Annotated in this window: 14 protein-coding genes; 7 read left to right on the top strand and 7 right to left on the bottom strand. The window is 74.9% G+C overall.

Annotation, left to right across the window (positions count from 1 at the left end; all coding sequences use genetic code 11):
* The first annotated feature begins 26 nt into the window (after positions 1-26).
* From MicB006_RS10940 to MicB006_RS10930, 3 genes are read left to right on the top strand one after another with little or no spacing between them, the layout of a single operon-like run.
* Entirely contained in the window at positions 27-2,435 is a 2,409-nt protein-coding gene (locus MicB006_RS10940; protein WP_116505705.1) for a beta-glucosidase, read from the top strand.
* On the top strand, positions 2,432-3,451 hold the full coding sequence (locus MicB006_RS10935) for a LacI family DNA-binding transcriptional regulator (RefSeq protein ID WP_116505703.1): 1,020 nt from the start codon (positions 2,432-2,434) through the stop codon (positions 3,449-3,451). The genes MicB006_RS10940 and MicB006_RS10935 overlap by 4 nt, the downstream gene beginning before the upstream one ends.
* Positions 3,448-5,625, top strand: coding sequence for a glycoside hydrolase N-terminal domain-containing protein (locus MicB006_RS10930; protein ID WP_116505701.1), 2,178 nt, complete (start codon positions 3,448-3,450; stop codon positions 5,623-5,625). Before MicB006_RS10935 ends, MicB006_RS10930 begins: the two co-directional genes overlap by 4 nt.
* On the opposite strand, the gene MicB006_RS10925 is transcribed toward MicB006_RS10930, so the two are convergent.
* Genes MicB006_RS10925 through MicB006_RS10910 form a run of 4 tightly spaced genes read right to left on the bottom strand, consistent with a single transcriptional unit; the run spans position 5,622 to position 9,094 of the window.
* The gene (locus MicB006_RS10925; protein WP_116511349.1) at positions 5,622-6,131 is read right to left on the bottom strand and encodes an NUDIX domain-containing protein; all 510 of its coding nucleotides are present in this window, start codon (positions 6,129-6,131) and stop codon (positions 5,622-5,624) included. The genes MicB006_RS10930 and MicB006_RS10925 overlap by 4 nt on opposite strands.
* A 10-nt stretch (positions 6,132-6,141) precedes the next feature.
* Positions 6,142-7,023 (bottom strand): SDR family oxidoreductase, encoded by an 882-nt coding sequence (locus tag MicB006_RS10920; RefSeq protein WP_116511346.1) that lies wholly within the window; start codon positions 7,021-7,023, stop codon positions 6,142-6,144.
* A gap of 52 nt (positions 7,024-7,075) precedes the next feature.
* The gene (locus MicB006_RS10915; RefSeq protein WP_116505699.1) at positions 7,076-8,383 is read right to left on the bottom strand and encodes an NAD(P)/FAD-dependent oxidoreductase; all 1,308 of its coding nucleotides are present in this window, start codon (positions 8,381-8,383) and stop codon (positions 7,076-7,078) included.
* Between the two features lie 54 nt (positions 8,384-8,437).
* Positions 8,438-9,094 (bottom strand): TetR/AcrR family transcriptional regulator, encoded by a 657-nt coding sequence (locus MicB006_RS10910; protein ID WP_116511344.1) that lies wholly within the window; start codon positions 9,092-9,094, stop codon positions 8,438-8,440.
* A gap of 80 nt (positions 9,095-9,174) precedes the next feature.
* Between MicB006_RS10910 and MicB006_RS10905 the strand changes: the two genes are divergently transcribed.
* The 3 genes from MicB006_RS10905 to MicB006_RS10895 are packed head-to-tail and all read left to right on the top strand — an operon-like array spanning position 9,175 to position 12,450.
* Positions 9,175-10,527 (top strand): MFS transporter, encoded by a 1,353-nt coding sequence (locus MicB006_RS10905; protein ID WP_116505697.1) that lies wholly within the window; start codon positions 9,175-9,177, stop codon positions 10,525-10,527.
* Between the two features lie 12 nt (positions 10,528-10,539).
* Positions 10,540-11,799 (top strand): hypothetical protein, encoded by a 1,260-nt coding sequence (locus MicB006_RS10900; protein ID WP_116505695.1) that lies wholly within the window; start codon positions 10,540-10,542, stop codon positions 11,797-11,799.
* Between the two features lie 60 nt (positions 11,800-11,859).
* Complete coding sequence (locus MicB006_RS10895; protein ID WP_116505693.1) at positions 11,860-12,450, top strand: pyridoxamine 5'-phosphate oxidase family protein; 591 nt, start codon at positions 11,860-11,862, stop codon at positions 12,448-12,450.
* A gap of 6 nt (positions 12,451-12,456) precedes the next feature.
* On the opposite strand, the gene MicB006_RS10890 is transcribed toward MicB006_RS10895, so the two are convergent.
* Positions 12,457-13,938, bottom strand: coding sequence for a peptide MFS transporter (locus MicB006_RS10890; protein WP_116511342.1), 1,482 nt, complete (start codon positions 13,936-13,938; stop codon positions 12,457-12,459).
* Positions 13,939-14,162: 224 nt separating this feature from the next.
* Here MicB006_RS10890 and MicB006_RS10885 point away from each other — a divergent pair, with 224 nt between their 5' ends.
* Entirely contained in the window at positions 14,163-14,504 is a 342-nt protein-coding gene (locus MicB006_RS10885; RefSeq protein WP_007070998.1) for an RNA polymerase-binding protein RbpA, read from the top strand.
* 962 nt (positions 14,505-15,466) lie between these two features.
* On the opposite strand, the gene MicB006_RS10880 is transcribed toward MicB006_RS10885, so the two are convergent.
* Positions 15,467-16,006, bottom strand: a complete 540-nt coding sequence (locus MicB006_RS10880; protein ID WP_116505691.1) for an FxsA family protein — start codon at positions 16,004-16,006, stop codon at positions 15,467-15,469.
* 53 nt (positions 16,007-16,059) lie between these two features.
* Positions 16,060-16,851: a polyprenol monophosphomannose synthase gene (locus MicB006_RS10875; protein WP_073829528.1), complete on the bottom strand. Its 792-nt coding sequence runs from the start codon at positions 16,849-16,851 to the stop codon at positions 16,060-16,062.
* Positions 16,852-16,872 lie beyond the last annotated feature (21 nt).

The raw sequence follows: 16,872 nt of genomic DNA, 5'->3' as shown, positions 1-16,872 counted from the left end.
ACGTACGCCGACCGGAGGCGCCCACCATGACCGACCCCGTCCCCCACCGTCCCGACGACCTGCTGGCCCGGCTCACGCTGCCGGAGAAGCTCGGCCTGCTGCACCAGTGGCAGGCGCCGGTGCCCCGGCTCGGCCTGCGCGCGTTCCGCACCGGTACCGAGGCGCTGCACGGCGTCGCGTGGCTCGGCACGGCCACCGTCTTCCCGCAGGCGGTCGGCCTGGCCGCGAGCTGGAACCCGGACCTGATCCGGGCGGTCGGGGCCGCCGTCGGCGACGAGGTGCGGGTCAAGCACCGGGCGGACCCGGTCCGGGTCGGCCTCAACGTGTGGGCGCCGGTGGTCAACCCGCTGCGCGACCCCCGCTGGGGACGCAACGAGGAAGGCTGGTCCGAGGACCCGTGGCTGACCGGGCGGCTCGCCACCGCGTACGCGCTCGGGCTGCGCGGCGACCACCCGATCCGGCTGCGGACCGCGCCGACGCTCAAGCACTTCCTCGGCTACAACAACGAGACCGACCGGGCCACCACCTCCAGCGACCTGCCGCCCCGGGTGCTGCACGAGTACGAGCTGCCCGCGTTCCGCGCCCCGCTCGCCGCCGGCGCGGCGGTCGCGGTGATGGCGTCGTACAACCTGGTCGACGGCGTGCCGGCGCACCTGAGCCCGCTCATCGAGGGCGAGCTGCGCGGCTACGCCGACGACGACATCATGGTGGTCGGCGACGCCGGGGCGGTGGGCAACATCGCCGGCGTGCAGGAGTACCTGCCCGACCACGTGGCCGGGTTCTCCGCCGCGCTGCGCGCCGGGATCGACAGCTTCACCGAGGACGACGAGGACAGCGCCCCCACAGTGGAACGGCTCACCGAAGCGCTGGCCCGTGGGCTCATCGAGCCCTCCCACGTGGACCGGGCGGTGCGGCGGATCCTGTCCGTGCGGTCGCGCCTGGGCGACCTGGACCCGGATCCCCACGACGACGTGCCGCCCCACACGCTCGACAGCCTCGCCCACCGGGAACTCGCCCGCGAGGCCGCCCGCCAGTCGGTCGTGCTGCTGCGCAACGACGGCCTGCTGCCGCTGCGCCCCGGCACCCGCGTCGCCGTGCTCGGCCCGCTCGCCGACACCGTGCTCACCGACTGGTACAGCGGCACCCCGCCGTACACGATCAGCGCGTACGCCGGGCTGCTCGGACGGCTGCCCGAGGTGACCACCCACCCGGGCAACGACCGGATCACGCTGCACGTCGGCGACCGGGCGGTACGCCTCGACGGCGACGGCCCGCTGGCGCTCGGCGACACCGCGGCCGAGTTCGAGGTGGTCGACTGGGGACAGGACGTGGTGGCGCTGCGCGCCGTCGACGCCGGCCGGTACGTCGGCGCCGACGATGCCGGGGCCCTGGTGGCCGACCGCGACGGACCTGGCGGCTGGGTGGTACGCGAGACGTTCCGCCTGGACCACCGGGCCGACGGCACGGCGCTGCTGCACCACCTGGCCACCGGACGGCACGTCGGCGTCGCCCTGGACGGGACCCTGAGCGTGACCACCGGTGATCCGGCCGTGTTCACCGTGACGCTGCGCGCCGACGGGGCCGCCGATGCCGCCGCGCTCGCAGCCGCCGCCGACGTGGCGGTGGTGGTGCTCGGCAACCACCCGATGGTCAACGGCCGCGAGACCGAGGACCGGGCCGACCTGGCGCTGCCCACCGGCCAGGAGGAACTGCTGCGCGCGGTGCACGCCGCGAACCCGCGTACCGTGCTGGCGCTGACCAGCAGCTACCCGTACGCGGTCGGCTGGGCGCAGGAGCACCTGCCGGCGGTGCTGTGGAGCGCCCACGGTGGACAGGAGCACGGCAACGGGCTGGCCGACGTGCTGCTCGGCGCCGCCGACCCGGGCGGGCGGCTCACCCAGACCTGGTACGCCGACACGGCCGAACTGCCCGACCTGCTCGACTACGACGTCATCGGCGCCGACACCACCTACCTCTACCACCGGGGTGAGCCGCTGTACCCGTTCGGGCACGGGCTCAGCTACGCCGCGTTCGACTACGCTGACCTACGGTTGAGCACCGTCGCGGCGCGTGCCGGCGAGGAGGTGGAGGTGAGCGTCGAGGTCACCAACACGGGCCGCCGCCCGGGCACCGAGGTGGTGCAGCTCTACACCCGGCAGCGGCGCTCCCGGGTCAAGCAGCCGCTGCGGCAGTTGCGCGACTTCGCCCGCGTCACCCTCGACCCGGGCTGCGCCGCCCGGGTGACGATGCGCCTGCGTACCGCCGACCTGACCTGGTGGGACGAGACCCGCGCCGCGATGGTGGTGGAGGACGCCACCCATTCGGTGCTGGTCGGCCGGTCCGCGCGCGACATCCGGCTCGTCGGCGCGCTCACCGTGACCGGAGGCGACGCCACCGCCGAGCCGGCCGACCGCAGCTGCGGAGCCGCCCGGTGAGCGGGCGCGTCCCCGGCGAGCAGGTCACCATCGCCGACGTGGCCCGGCACGCCGGGGTGGCCGCCAGCACCGTGTCGTACGTGCTCAGCGGCAAACGCACCATCTCGGCGACCACCCGGGGACGGGTGCTGGCGAGCATCCGCGCGCTGGGCTACCACCCGCACGCCGGGGCGCGCGCCCTGGCCAGTCGCCGGGCCAACGTGATCGCGCTGGTGCTGCCGTTGCGTACCGGCATGCAGGTCCCGGTCGTGATGCGCTTCGCCACCGCCGTGGTCACCACGGCCCGCCGCTACGACCACGACGTGCTGCTGGTCACCGCCGACGAGGGCCCGGCCGGGCTGCACCGCATCGCCGGCAGCGCGCTCGTCGACGGCGTCCTGCTGATGGACGTCGAGCTGGAGGACTCCCGGGTGCCGCTGCTGCGGGAGCTGGCACTACCCGGCGTGCTGATCGGGCACCCGGCCGACAGCACCGGCCTGGCCTGCGTGGACCTCGACTTCCGGCGCGCCGGTGAGCTGTGCGTGGAACACCTGGCCGCCGCCGGGCACCGGCGGATCGCGCTGCTCGGCGCGCCCGCCGCCGTCTACGACAGGGGCACCGGGTTCGCCCACCGCACCCGCGCCGGGGTACGCGCCGCGGCCGAGCTGCTCGGCGTCGACGCGGTGACCCGCTCCTGCGAGGAGGGACCTGCCGCGGTGCGCCGCGACCTGGAGGCGCTGTTCGCCGACCACCCGGATGTCAGCGGCCTGGTGGTGCAGAACGAGTCGGCTGTCGGCCCGGTGCTGGCCACGCTGCCGCTGCTGGGCCGCCGGGTGCCGCGCGACGTGTCGGTGGTCGCGATCTGCCCGGACGAGCTGGCCGAGCAGTCCGCGCTCACCTGCGTACCGGTGCCCGCCGAGGAGGTGGGCCGCCAGGCGGTGGCGCTGCTGATGCGGCGGCTGAGCGACGAGGCGGTGCCGGAGGTGACGCTGCTGGAACCGCGCCTGGTCGTGCGGGACACCAGCGCCGGCCGGTGACAGCGCACCGCATCCACGACACCGCACCGGCAGCCGACTGGACCGACGCGTTCCTCACCGGCAACGGCGAACTGGGCCTCATGGTCCACGGGCAGCCGCACACGGAGCGGATCGTGGTGAACCACCACCGGCTCGTCCTGCCGAACGGCACCCGGCACGCCCGCGCGCCCGAGCTGGCCGCGCCGATGCCGGACATCCGCGCGCTGGTGCTCGCCGGGCGACGGGCCGAGGCCGCCCGGCTGCTGACCGGCGGCCGAGAGCTGCAGTGGACCCAGTCGTTCCACCCCGGGTACGCGCTCACCGTCGACGCGCCGCCCGGCCCGGTACGCGACTACCGGCGCGACACCGACTTCACCACCGGGGAGGTGACGGTGCGGTGGTCGGGCGGGCGGCGGCGCTGCTTCGCCTCCCGCGCCGACGGCGTGGCGGTGCTGCACCTCGACCAGGGCGACTGCGTGGTCGGTGCGACCGGTGAGCTGCCCGGCCGGCCCTCCGGCGTGGTCTACGAGCACGCCGCGTACCGCCGCGACCGGCTGGTGTTCCTGCGGGTCCGCGTCCGCTACCCGGAGGCGGGCGGGGCGTACGGGTTCGAGGGGTTGACGCTGCTGCGCGGCGACGTGAGCGTCGACGGCGACCGGGTGCGGGTACGCGGACCGGCGCTGCTCACCACGGTCGTGGACCGGCCCGAGGAGCCGCCCTGGCGTACCCGGGACTCGGAGCGGCGGCTCACGGCGCTTGCCGGGCACTACGACGAGCTGCTGGCCCGGCACCTGCCCCGCCATCGCGGCCCGTACACCCGGGTGAGCCTGGACCTCGGCGTGCCCGGCGCCGACCAGGCGCTGCCGGTGGGTGAGCTGCTGGCCCGGCAGACCGCCGCGCCGCACCGGCTGGACCCGGCGCTGCTGGAGCGGCTGTTCCACTCCGGCCGGTACCTGCTGTTCAGCGCCAGCGGAGTGCTGCCGCCCCGGCTGACCGGGCTGTGGCTGGGCTCCTGGGACGCGGCGTGGGCCGGTGACTTCACCACCGACGCGAACCTGAACCTGCAACTCGCGGGCGCGAACGTGGGTGCGCTGCCGGAGGTGACAGCCGCGCACGCCCGGCTGGTCGCCGCGCAGGTGGACCACTGGCGCGCCAACGCCCGGGCCGTGTACGGGGCACGCGGGCTGCTCGCGCCCAGCCGCACCGACGGCGAGCACGGGCACCTGTTCCACGTCCACCCGGACTGGCCGTTCACCGCGTGGCTGGCCGGGGCGGACTGGCTGCTGCACCCGCTGCACGAGCATCATCTGGTCACCGGTGAGCCGCTGGGCGAGGTGGCCGGGTGGCTGGCCGAGGTGGCGGACTTCTTCGCCGACGTGCTCACCGACGTGGACGGGCAGCCCGCGCTGCTGCCGTCGTACTCGCCGGAGACCGGCCCGTACGACGACACCGGCCGCACCGCGCCTGTGGCGATCAACGCCACCATGGACGTCGCCGCCGCCCGCCACGCGCTGCGGCTGGCCGCCGAAGTGACAGGCGACGACAGGTGGGCCGGGGTACTGCTGCCCGGCTACCTGGTGGACGGGCGTGGCGCGCTCGCCGAGTGGGCGTGGCCCGGCAGCACCGGCGTCGAGGAGCACCGGCACGTCAGCCACCTGTATCCGGTGTGGCCGCTGGACGAGATCAACAGGGACGACACCCCGGAGCTGGCCGTCGCCGCGCACCGGGCGCTGACGCTGCGCGGCGACGAGGACGGTTCCGCACACGGCAGCCTGCACCGGGCGCTCGCGGCGGCGCGGCTGCGCGACGGCGGACTGGTCGCGGCGAACCTGGGCAAGATCCTCGGCGCGGACATGTTCTTCCGGTCGCTGATGAGCGCGCACAACCCGGGCCGGACCACCTACAACGCCGACGCCGCGCACGCGCTGCCGGCGGTGCTGATCGAGTCGCTCGTGCAGTCCCGCCCCGGGGTGCTGCGGCTGCTGCCCGCACCGTTGCCGGGTCTGCCGACGGGAACACTGCGCGGCGTCACCGGCCGGGGCCGGGTCACCGTCGAGGAGCTGACCTGGGCGCCGGGCCAGGTACGGGCGCGGCTGGTGTCGCCGGTGGCGCAGCGCGTAGTAGTGCACGCGCCCGGGAACCGCCGTGCGGTGGACCTGGTTCCGGGCCGGCCGTGCGAGGTGGTGTTCGGCTAGAGGCTGTCGGGCTGGTGCAGCGCCGGGTGGGTCTCCCCCGGCGCGGTGAACCACGGCGGGGCGTCGTCGGTCAGCGCGGTGCCGATCCGCAGCCGGGCCCAGTCGTCCAGGGCGGGCAGCGCGTCCGGGGCGAACCAGGCCACCGCCAGCGACTCGTCACCGTCGGCCGTCGGCGCCCCGCCGATCGCCCGGCAGCGGAACCAGATGTTCAGGTATTCGCAGGCGTCGCCGTTGGGATAGACCACCGGATGGGTGGCGACACCGGCCAGCCGGTCGATCGCCACCTTCACGCCGGTCTCCTCGTGGACCTCGCGCACCAGCGCGTCGGCGGGCTGCTCACCCGGGTCGACGGTGCCGGCCGGAACCGACCAGTGGCCGTTGTCGCCCCGGCGGGCCAGCAGCACCCGTCCCTCGTCGTCGGTGACCACGCCGCTGACGCCGTACAGCATGAGCAGGTCGTGGCCGACGTGGCCGCGCAGCCGGGCGATGTAGGGCGAGACGGCCATGGCGAGCACGCTACCCGCGGGCCTGCCGGTGCCGCCGGACCATGCCCTCGGCCAGCGCCGCACCGTCCAGGTCACCGGCGGCCAGCCTGCCGGCGACGGTACGGCGCACCATCCGGTCGGCCAGCGCCGGGGCGTGCCGGGCCAGCGCCATCTCGATCCGGCCGCGCCGGGTGGTGGCCACGTCCCGTGGTGCGCGCCGGGCGGTCGCGGCGTGCAGGATCGCCGCGACCACCCCGTCGACGGGTTCCGGCCGGGACACCCCGCTCAGCGACAGCCCGGCCGCCACAGTGCTGTCGTGGATCGGGGAGGCGACCATGCTGGGATAGACGACGCTGACGCCCACGTGGGTGCCGACCTCGTGGCGCAGCGCGTCGGCGTACGCGACGAGCGCCCGCTTGCTCACCCCGTACGCGGCGGCGAGCGGCAGCGGCAGCACCGCCATCCGGCTGGCCACGAAGATCACCCGGCCGCGGGCGGCCTCCAGGGCGGGCATCGCGGCGGCGGTGGTACGCCAGGCGGCGAGCAGGTTCACCTCGATCTGGCGGCGCACCACCTCGTCCGGCGGCAGCTCGGCCGGGGCGGGCCCGCCCACGCCGGCGTTGTTGATCAGCAGGTCGAGGCCGCCGAGCCGGTCGATCGCGGCGGCCACGGCCGGTGGCGTCGCGGCCGGGTCGGTCAGGTCGACGCCGAGCACCGGCGGCGTGGCGTCGGGGTCGGCGTGCAGGTCCAGCCCGACCACGTGGGCGCCGACGGCGGTGAGCGCCGCGCCCAGGTGCTGCCCGAACGTGCCGCGCGCGCCGGTGACGAGCACCCGCCGTCCGGCGAGCCCGTGGACCACGCCGGTTCCGGTTCGCTGCGGGCCGGCGGCCGGGTTCCGGCCTGCCGCGCTCATCGTGCCGCTCCGGCGCGCCGCCGGCGGACAGCCGGGATCCGTACCGGCGCGCTCATCGTGCCGCTCCCGCACGGCGCCGGCCGGCGGCCAGTTCGCGGCCCAGCTCGGCCAGATAGACGTCGAAGTCGACGCGCATGTGTGGCCGGCGCTGCCCCCACCGGGCGGTGGCGGCACGCAGCTCGGCGCGGCAGGCGGCGGCCTGCCCCGCCGGATCCGGTGGCGCCCACGTGCCGGCCAGCCGCGCGGCGACCAGCCGGGCCTGCGCCTCCACCAGCGGGAACGCGGCGCCGGTGGACTGCATGAGACCGACGAACGCCAGCCCGGGGGCGTCCAGGTGGAACACGTGCCGGTACAGCGGCAGCCGGTCGGGGCCGTCGCCGAGCAGCGCCGGGTCGAGGAACGGCACCTCCACCCGGTAGCCGGTGCACCAGACGACCAGGTCGATCTCGTCGTGGCGGCCGTCGGTGAACTCGACCCGGTCGCCGTCGAAGCGGGCGATGCCGGGCCGGGCCTGGACGTCGCCGTGGGTGAGCCGGGACAGCAGCGCGTCGGACAGCGTCGGGTGGTCCTGGAGGAAGCCGTGCGCCGGGGCGGGCAGCCCGTACCGGGTGGGCGGGCCGACGGCAGTGGTGATCATGGTCTGGCTGATCCGCTGCCGCAGCCGCCAGGGCAGCCGGCGGGCCAGCGCGCCGTTGAGCGTGTCCGACGGGCGGCCGAGCAGGTACTTGGGCACCACCCAGACGCCGCGTCGCAGCGACAGCAGCGTGGTCGTGGCGGCGTACGAGGCGTCGACGGCGATGTCCATGGCGGAGTTGCCGCCGCCGACCACCAGGACCCGACGCCCGGCGAGCTGCTCCGGGCCGCGGTAGTCGTGGCTGTGCATCTGCTCGGCCGTGCACTCGCCCGGGTACGGCTCGGGTCGCTTCGGGGATCGGTTGTGCCCGTTGGCGACCACCACCGCCTCGACGTCGACCTCGACCGGGCCGTCCGGGCCGGTGGCCAGCACCCGCCAGCCGTCGCCGGTGCGGGTGACCCGCTCGACGGTGTGGCGCAGCCGTACCGCCTCGCGCAGCCCGAACCGGTCGGCGTAGTCGCCGAGGTAGCCCGCGACGCGGGTGTGGTCGGGGTAGTCGGGCCAGTCCGCGGGCATCGGGTGGTCGGCGAACTCGGTGCGCCCCTTGCTGGTGTTCAGGTGCAGCGTGCGGTACGCGGGCGAGCCGGGTGCGCCGTACACCCAGAGACCGCCGAGCGTGTCCGCCGCCTCGAACGCGACGGCCGGGACACCGGCGTCGGCGAGCGCCTTGAGCGTGGCCAGCCCGGCGGCTCCGGCGCCGACGACCGCGACCCTCGGTGTGGCCATACCCGCCTCCTTAATCCAACGACTGATGGATAATCCCCGGAGCGCGGGCCGGCGTCAAGACCGGGTGTCCGGCGGGGCGCCGGCGTACAGCGCGTCGAGGAAGCGGTGCACGAACGCCCGGAACTCCCGCCGCTCCCGCGCGTCGGAGCCGCTGCCCGCCGCCAGGGCCACCACGTGCCCGTGCACCGCCCAGACCAGGGAGCGCACCGTCACGTGCGGCGTCGGCTCGGTCAGCGCGCCCGCCTCGGCCGCCGCGACGAGCAGTTCCTCGACCAGCCCGTACAGCGGCGCGGCGTAGCGGCGGTCCAGCTCGCCGTGCCGCTGCGGCTCCAGCCAGCGGCGCAGCCACAGCGCTGTGGTCTCCGGCCGGTCCTCCAGGAAGTCGACGAACACGTCCAGCAGGTCGTGCAGCGCGCGCAGCGCGTCGTGCGGCCCGGCGGACAGGGCCGCCCGGGCGCGTTCCCCGGCTGCCTCGATGACCTCCCGCTCGGCGCTGAACACCCGGGCGAAGCAGGCGTCGTAGAGCTGCGCCTTGGTGCCCGTGTGGTGCACGACGGTGGCCGCGTCCACGCCGGCCGCGGCGGCGACGTCGCGGACGCTGACCGCGGCGAAGCCCCGCTCGGCGAACAACGCGGTGGCGGCGGCGAGCACCAGGTCACGGGTCGGGCGCTGATCGTCGCGGCGGGGCCGGCCCGGCCGTCGGCGAGGCATGGTCATCCGGCCATTGTTCCCCCTACAATCCAGCAACCGTTGGATTGGGGGCGGCGTGCCCCGAGGAACAGGAGGCCGCGATGACCGGGCTGGATCAGCGCTCCGACGCGCTCACCCTGCCGCGCGGCCCGCTCGCCGGGTTCGCCACCGGCTCGCTCGGCATGGGCGTCTGGGTGACAGTGCCCGGCCTCCTGCTGCTCTACTTCCTGACCGACGTGCTGGCGGTCGCCCCGTGGCTGGCCGGGCTCACCCTGCTGCTGCCGAAGATCGCCGACGTGCTGCTGCACCCGTGGATCGGGCACCTCTGCGACGTCGAGCAGGCCCGCCGGGGTCACCGCCGCCGGCTGCTGCTGGCCGGGTGCGCGCTGCCGCTGGCGTTCGCCGCGCTGTTCGCCGTGCCCGGCGGCCTCACCGGCGCCGGCGCGGCCGGCTGGGTGGCGGTGTTCTTCGTCGCCGGCAACCTGCTGTTCGCCGCGTACCAGGTGCCCTACCTGGCGACACCCGCGGACCTGCGGATCGGCTACCACGAGCGGACCCGGCTGATGGCGTTCCGGATGGTGGTGCTGACGCTCGGCATCCTGGTCTCCGGGCTGCTCGCGCCGCTGCTGGCCGGCGGCGACGACGCCACCCGGGACGGTTACCTGCTGATGGGCGTGGTGCTGGCGGCCGGGATGCTCGCCGCGATGCTGGTCGGCGTCGCCGGGATCGGCCGGTTGCGCCGCACCGCCGCCGACGCGGTCACCCCGCACGGCCCGGGCGGGTGGCGGGCGCTGACGGCGAGCCTGCGGGACCGGCAGTTCCGCTGGCTGGTCGGCGCGTACCTGGCCATGTCCACCACCACCCACCTGGTACTCGCCGGGGTGCCCTACTACGCCGAGTACGAGCTGGGCCGCCCCGGACTCACCACAGTGCTGGTGGCCGCGTTCGTCGCGCCCGCGCTGCTGGTGACTCCGCTCTGGCTGACCGTGGCCCGGCGGATCGGCAAGCAACGAGCCCTGCTCGCCGCGCAGGCCGCGTTCGCCGCCGGGTCGCTCGTGCTGGCGATCGGCCGTCCCGCCGGACTGCCCGTGCTGGTGGCCGCCGTGGCGGTGCTCGGGGTGGCGTTCGCCGGCATGCAGTTGCTGCCGTTCTCCATGCTGCCCGACGTGATCCGCGCGGGAGGCGGCGCCGAGCGGGCCGGCACGTACACCGGGGTGTGGACCGCCACCGAGGCCACCGGCGCGGCGCTCGGCCCGTACGCGTACGCGCTGTGCCTGACCGCCGGCGGGTTCGTGGCCTCGACCGCCGGGCAGAGCGTGACCCAGTCCCCGGCCGCGCTGGACGCGCTGCGTTACGGCTTCGGGCTGCTGCCGGCCGCCGTGATGGTGGTCGCGGTGCTGCTGCAGCGCCGCTACACCCTCGACGGCGCGGCCCGCGCCGACGCCGCCGGATAGACTTCGCCCCCGATGGACGCCGAGCCCGCCACCGACATCCGCCCCTGCGCCCACTGCGGACGCGACGTGCCGCAACGCGTCGGCGCGGGCCGCCCGTTCCGCTACTGCCGGGACAACGACGGCGCCTGCCAGCGGGCGGCGCGCAACTCGCGGATGCGTCACCGCAACTCCCCCGGCCTGCCCGGGCAGGTGGCGCGCACCTGGGAGGCGGTGGACCGGCTCGACCAGATCGTGGAGACGCTCACCGAGGCGCTGCACGCCGAACTGTCACCGGCCGGTGTGGAACGCCAGCTCGCCGAGCTGCGCGCGGAGACGTCGGCGCAGGTGGCGGCCGCGCACGCCGAGCGCGACGAGGCCCGCCGCGAGGCCGAGGACGCCACCGCGACGGCGGCGCGCGAACGGCAGCAGGCCCGCGCCGCGTACGCCGAGCGCGACGCCGCCGCCGACCGGGCCGAGCGGGCGGAGGCGTCGGCCGCCGCTGCCGCCGAGCGGGCCACCGCCGCCGGGGACGCCCGCGACGCCGCCCGCGCCGAGGCCGGTGCGGCGCAGGCGCTGCGGGTGCAGGCCGAACGCGACCGCGACGCGGCCCGGCACGACCTGCGCACGGTACGCGCCGAGCGCGACGCCGAACGCCGCCGCGTCACCGAGCTGACCGCCGAACGGGACACCGCCCGCGCCGACGCCGAGCGGGCCACCCGTTCCGCAACCGAAGCCCTGGACCGGGCCGAGCAGTCCCGCGCCGAGGCCGACCGGGTGCGCGCCGACGCGCAGGCCGCCCAGGGTCGGGCCATCGAGGCGGAGCGCGCGGCCCGGACCGCAGCCGAACGCGCCGACGCCGAGGCCACCGCCACGCGGCAGGCTCGCGCCGAGCGGGAGCGGGCCGACGCGGCTCGCGCCGACGTCGAGGCGGCGCTGGAGCGCGTCCGTGCCGAGGCGAGCGCTGCGGTCGAAGCGGTCCGCGCCGAGGCTGCCGCTGCCGTCGAGCGGTCTCGTGCCGAGGCGGCCGGCACCGTCGATCGGTTCCGTGGCGACGTGGCCGCCGCGGTGGAGCAGGCGGCGGCCCGTACCGCCGAGCGGGACGCGCTCGCCGCCGAGCTGGCCGACGCGCGGCGCGCCGTGAGCGCCGCCGAGGCCCGGGCGGCCGAGCTGGCCGCACGCACGGCCGTGATCGAGGCGGACCGGGACGCCGCGCAGCGGCGCGCCGGTCAGCTCGCCGACCAGGTCAGTGACCTGGCGACGGCGCTGGCGCGGCTCGGTACGCGCACCGGCTGACCACGCCACGGGCTGGGAACGGGGCAGCGCCGAACCGGTGCCGGCGGCGATGATCGGGGCATGGGAAAGACATACGAGCGCATCGACGGCCGGCTGCGGGACTTCATCGAGGCGCAGCCGATGTTCTTCGTCGCCACCGCCCCGCTGTCCGGTGACGGCACCGTCAACCTGTCCCCGAAAGGGCTGCGCGGCTGCTTCGCGGTGCTCGACGAGCACACAGTGGCGTACCTCGACTTCGCCGGCAGCAACGCCGAGACCATCGCCCACCTGCGGGAGAACGGCCGGATCACGCTGATGTGGTGCGCGTTCACCGGCCCGCCGAACATCGTACGGGTGCACGGACGCGGCGAGCCGGTGTTCCGCGACGACAGCCGCTGGGCCGGCCTGCTGCGGCACTTCCCCGACATCGACCCCGGCCCGCACGGGCTGCGCGCAGTCATCGTGGCGCACGCCGAACTGATCCGCGACACCTGCGGCTACGCGGTGCCGTTCATGACCTACGACGCCGACCGGGACCTGCACGAACGCCGGTTCGCCAGGGAGGACGACACGTCGCTGAGCGCGTACTTCGCCGGCAAGGACCACGTCGCCACCAGCATCGACGGGCTGCCCGGCCTGCCGCTGCCGCTGCCGCCCACCCCGGTGGTGTGAACCAGGTCAGTGAATGCCGGCCATCAGGTGCCGGATCTGGCGGGTGAACATCACCGCGGCCAGGCCCAGCACCACCGAGGCCAGCCCGAAGGTCAGGAAGTACACCGGCTGCGACCAGGCGCCGGCCAGCCGGGCCACCTGGCCGCCGATGGCGTCGCCGACGGCGGTGGCCAGGAACCACAGGCCCAGCATCTGACTGGCGTACTTGACCGGGGCCAGTTTCGTGGTGGCCGACAGGCCGACCGGGCTCAGCGACAGCTCACCGGCGACCTGGATCGCGTACACCGCGACCAGCCACAGCGGTGAGACCAGGTCGCCGCCGACGGCGGCCCGCGCGGCGGCGGCCATCAGCACGAACGACAGACCGTTGAGCACCAGGCCGACCGCGAACTTCGTGGGCGTGGACACCCGGTGCCCGAGCTTGAGCCACAGCGCGGCGGCCAGCGGCGCGCCGATGATGATGAGGATCGGGTTCACCGACTGCAGCCAGGACGCCGGGAAGGTGAACCCGCCCACCGAGCGGTCGGTCTGGTCGGCGGCGAAGATGTTCAGCACCGACCCGGCCTGGTCGTAGATGAGCCAGAACGAGGCGGCGAACACGAACAGCCACACGTACGCCTTCATGCGGCTGCGTTCGGTGTCGCTGATCTCCCGGTCGGTGAGGATCCGCGCGAAGTAGCCGACGGTCACCAGCACCGTCACCACGGTCAGCAGGTTGACCACCGTGTCGACGGTGAACCAGCCCGCCAGCAGCAGTACCAGCAGCGCCGCGAGCACCACGACGCTCGCCACGCCGATACGGGTCAGCGCGCGCCGCCGGTCCGCGCCGAGCAGCGGGTCCGCCGGGCGGGCGCCCGCGTCGCCGAGGTTGCGGCGGCCCAGCACGTACTGGAGCACGCCGAAGGTCATGCCGACCGCTGCGGCGCCGAACCCCAGATGCCAGTTGATCTTCTCGCCGAGGAAGCCCGTGATCAGCGGTGCGATGAACGCGCCCAGGTTGATGCCCATGTAGAAGATGGAGAACCCGGCGTCGCGGCGCGGCGAGTCCCGCTCGTACAGGTCACCGACCATGGTGGAGATGTTCGGTTTGAGCAGGCCGGTGCCGAGCACGATCAGCGCCATACCGGCGAACACGCTCCACCCGGTCGGGATCGCCATCACATAGTGGCCGGCGGCGATCACCACGCCGCCCCACAGCACACTGCGCCGCGCGCCGATCAGCCGGTCCGCCACCCAGCCACCGGGCAACGCCATCAGATAGACCATGGCGTTGTAGGTGCCGTACACGGCGTTGGCGCTGGACTCGCCGATGTCGAGGCCGCCGTCGGCGACCGCGGCGGTCAGGTACAGCACCAGGATCGCCCGCATGCCGTAGAAGCTGAACCGCTCCCACATCTCGGTGAGGAAGAGCGTGGACAGCGCACGGGGATGACCGAAGAAGGTCTTCCCGGCGGGTGGTCGGGCCCCGACCGGCGCGTCACTGCTCATCGTCACCTCCGGCACGCAAACAGGTGGGTAACATCCCCGTTGGCAGGCGAAACACTCCACCGATTCGGCCCGGCCGGGGACGACCCCGCCGGGCAGCTGTCATGGCCGGTTACCCTTGGTTCTTCCGACCCGCGTACGGCCCTGCCGTCGTGGGTGGGGAATGGGCGAACGGTGACCGGCCGTTACACCTGAAGACCAGCACCACGGACGAGGGGAAGTCGATCATGGGCGAGCGCATGCTGCGCGGTAGCCGGCTGGGCGCGGTCAGCTACGAATCCGACCGCAACACGGAGCTCGCGCCGCGCCAGACCCGCGAGTACCTCTGCGCCAAGGGCCACCAGTTCGAGGTGCCGTTCGCCGTCGACGCCGAGGTCCCGACGACCTGGGAGTGCAAGTTCGACGGCAGCGTCGCCCGCCTGGTCGACGGCACCGAGCCGGAGCAGAAGAAGGCCAAGCCGCCGCGTACGCACTGGGACATGCTGCTGGAGCGGCGCTCGATCGCCGAGCTGGAGGACATCCTCGCCGAGCGGCTCCAGGAGGTCCGGACCCGTCGCGGCCGCGCCTGAGCATCCCGCACGACCGAAAACGCCCCCGGGATCACCCGGGGGCGTTTCGCTGCCCGGGTGAGCACAGTCGCCACTTCGGGGAGATGGCGGTATCCGGGCCCCGGTGATGCCACCACTCCCCCGATCCGGTGTTGATCACGAGGCCGGGCAGGGGCTGACGCGGGACCGGCAGGGCTGGCGCAGGGCCGGCCGGACGTCGGCCGCTGATCCGCCGCCCGGCCGTGCTGGCTCGCGCGCCCGAGGGCTGGTGAACGGGCCACCACGTCGGGGAGGTTGCGGTATGGCATGTGCCTTGATGCCGCCACTTCCCCGAACCGGCGTGGATCATGGGTGGTCGGGGTGCCACGGGCGGCGATCCGCCGCGCGTGGTGTCGACTCGTGCGCCTGGCTGGCAAACCGGCCGCCAGTTCGGGGAGGTGGGTGTATCCGGGCGGCGGTGATGCCACCACTTCGCCGAGCTGGCGTCGATCATGAGGTGGGGCGGGTGAGGGCGGGGCTCGCTCTGTGCCCTGATCGCCGTGCCAGTTCGAGTGTCGGGCCACCCCTTCGGGGAGGTGGCGGTATCTCGCGTACCTTGATGCCGCCACCTCCCCGAAGTGGTGACGATCATGGGGCGGGCGGGGAGGCCGCGGGCGGCTGATCCGCCCCACGTGGTGCCGATTCGCCCCGCCGGCCGGTGAATGGGCCCCACCTCGGGGAGGTGGGTGTATCCGGGCCGCGGTGATACCACCACTTCGCCGAGCTGGCGTTGATCATGGGCAGGCCACCCGGGACGGGCTACCTATCCGGCGACGGCCTTGAGCCCTGCGCCGGTCGGTTGGGTGCTCGTCCTGAGCGCTGATCCGCCGTGCCAAAATTGAGCGTCGGGCCGCCACTTCGGGAGGTGGCGGGGTCGGGCGCGGTCTGATGCCGCCACCTCGGCGAAGTGGAGTTGATCAAGCTAATGGCACGGCGGGCGCGCGTCAGCGGTCGACGATCTCGCCCTCGATGGCCTTGCCCGGGTCGGTGACCGGCTGGGGCGACGGCGCAGGACCCGGCGACGGCGACGGTGTGGGCTGCGGGGTCGGCTGCGGCGCGCCCCGGTACACCCGTACCCGGCGCGGCCCGAACAGGTCACCGGCGACCATCGACGACACGCGCCGCTCGGTGGCCCGGCGCACTCCGCCCCCGGCCACCCGCCGCAGCGGCGGCAGCAACAACAGCAGGCCCACCACACCGCTGAACAGGCCCGGCATCGCCAGCAGCAGCGCACCCAGCAGACCCACCAGCCCGTCGGTCACCTCGGGGCCCGGCGGCCGGCCGGCCTGCGCCGCGGCGCGGAAACCCCGCCACGCCCGCATGCCCTCGCGGCGCAGCAGCACCAGGCCCAGCAGGGACGCCCCGAACACCAGCAGCACCGCCGCGCCGAACCCGACAGCCCGGCCGACCAGCACGAAAACGCCCAGCTCCAGCAACGTCAGCAGCAGCAGGGCCGGTGGTACGTACTTCAGTCCTCGGCGCATCTCACCTCATCCGCCCGGGGTCATCACGCCCCTCAAGCATGACACGCCCTGGCTCAAGGCCAGCGGGCGAGCGCGTCCGGGCGGGCCTGCACGGTCGCCAGGCGGTCCCGCACCCCCCACCGGGTGACCCGCCACAGCGCCTCCGCCACGATCAGCGGGCTCATCTTGCTGTCGCCGTGTTCCCGCTCGGCGAACGTGATCGGCACCTCCACGATGCGTACCCCGGCGCGGTGCGCCAGCCGGGACAGCTCCACCTGGAACGCGTACCCCTGGGAGCGCACCGAGTCCAGGTCGATGGCGTCCAGCGCGCTGGCCCGGTACACCCGGTAGCCGCCGGTGGCGTCGCTGACCGGCATGCCCAGCGCCAGCCGCGCGTACAGGTTGCCGACGCGGGAGAGCAGCAGCCGCTGCCACGGCCAGTTCAGCACCCGCGCGCCGCGGGTCCACCGGGAGCCGATCACCACGTCGGCGTCGCGGGCGGCGTCCAGCAGCGCCGGCAGGTCCTCCGGCGCGTGCGAGCCGTCGGCGTCCATCTCCACCACCGCGTCGTAGCCGCGTGCCCGGGCCCAGGCGAAACCGGCCAGGTAGGCCGCGCCCAGCCCTTCCTTGCCCGCCCGGTGCAGCACGTGCACCCGCGGGTCGTTCCCGGCGAGGGTGTCGGCGATCGCGCCGGTGCCGTCGGGGCTGTTGTCGTCGGCGACGAGCACGTCGACGGCCGGCGCCGCGGCGCGTACCCGGGCGACGATGCGTTCGACGTTGTCGGCCTCGTTGTAGGTGGGGACGACCACGAGGACCCGCCCCACACCGGGATGGCCGGCCGTCCGCCTGTCGGCTGTCACCGCCACCGTCGCACCGCCTCCCGCTCG

This window comes from Micromonospora sp. B006 (genome assembly GCF_003408515.1).
Taxonomy (GTDB): domain Bacteria; phylum Actinomycetota; class Actinomycetes; order Mycobacteriales; family Micromonosporaceae; genus Micromonospora; species Micromonospora echinospora_A.
Note: the sequence above shows the minus strand (reverse complement) of the source record. Positions and strands in the feature narration are given on the sequence as shown.